General features: G+C 44.5%; 2 protein-coding genes. Both read right to left on the bottom strand.

The window, feature by feature from the left end; all coding sequences use genetic code 11:
* Positions 1 to 216, bottom strand: a 216-nt coding sequence (locus tag CAPSK01_RS23710) for a hypothetical protein (protein ID WP_273703954.1), incomplete at its 3' end; no start/stop codon positions are given.
* Positions 200 to 1,027, bottom strand: a complete 828-nt coding sequence (locus CAPSK01_RS23705; RefSeq protein WP_273703953.1) for a hypothetical protein — start codon at positions 1,025 to 1,027, stop codon at positions 200 to 202. The genes CAPSK01_RS23710 and CAPSK01_RS23705, both read right to left, overlap by 17 nt.
* Positions 1,028 to 1,047 lie beyond the last annotated feature (20 nt).

The raw sequence follows: 1,047 nt of genomic DNA, 5'->3' as shown, positions 1-1,047 counted from the left end.
CCTGTTAATGAGTTTGGCCGGCCTCCACATATTAGTAGAAGTATTAAAGCTAACCTCCCATCCAGAAACAAAATCACCTGTATACTGTGGAGATTCATCTAGTACCCTATTCAAGGTTACTGTCGCTAGCCCTACAGCAGCTTCTTGGGCAGCTACCTTCACTGCCCCAAACCATGCGTTCACTGTAGAGTCAAAACTCTCAAGCCCTTCTAACATGGCAACTCCACGTTAATCCCTCGTCCTGTGTAGATAATACTCTCCATGTACCATCGGACATAGTGATTGTATCTGGTGGATCAGGGGTGATAGCTTTTAGTGTGATTATGGTATGGTCGCCTCTCTCATATGGCTCAGAGGACTTACTGAAGTACTCGAAATGCTCTGACCACTTCACTCTAAAGACTTTTACTGTGGACGAAGTATCAGTATAGGCATCTGTTATTGGACTATAAACCCTAGACTTAAATGTGGCATTTTCAAAGTTTGGCGATTCAATGATATTAGATAAGGAAATACGCAACCCTGATGTAGATATGTATGATTGCTTTACTAGATACCACACAGAGTTAAGACTGATGAGAGAGTTAGCGGGAGCGCTCTCTCCACCAGCTAAGAATATTTCATACTGTGGTGGGTATTTAGAGGAGTCCTCTGTATCAGGGAGATACTTGGAAAACACAAGTGCGGCATATGCGGTAGTGGCAGCGGTCCCGGCTAGCTCTGCTGCTATTGTAGTAAGACTGGCTATACCATCAGCCCCTTGAATAACATAGTTAATTCTGATGACAGAATCACGCCAATAGTCTGGTGCCCCATGTCCGATTAGATAAGTCTGCCCATGTATGGTTACAACTCGTCTCGCTGGAATGGTAACATCTGGACCAGTGCTGATTTGTCTTTTCTTAACGGCTACGCCGTCTATCTTAGAATAAGATAGAACCTCAAACTGACACTTGAATGTGGCAGAGCTATAGGCATCTGTAGCGGTCGTGTCATCAAACCGCATAGCCGCACTGTGTAGGTCCATTATTCGATAACCGGATCAGT

The organism is Candidatus Accumulibacter vicinus (assembly GCF_000584955.1).
Taxonomy (GTDB): Bacteria; Pseudomonadota; Gammaproteobacteria; order Burkholderiales; family Rhodocyclaceae; genus Accumulibacter; species Accumulibacter vicinus.
Note: the sequence above shows the minus strand (reverse complement) of the source record. Positions and strands in the feature narration are given on the sequence as shown.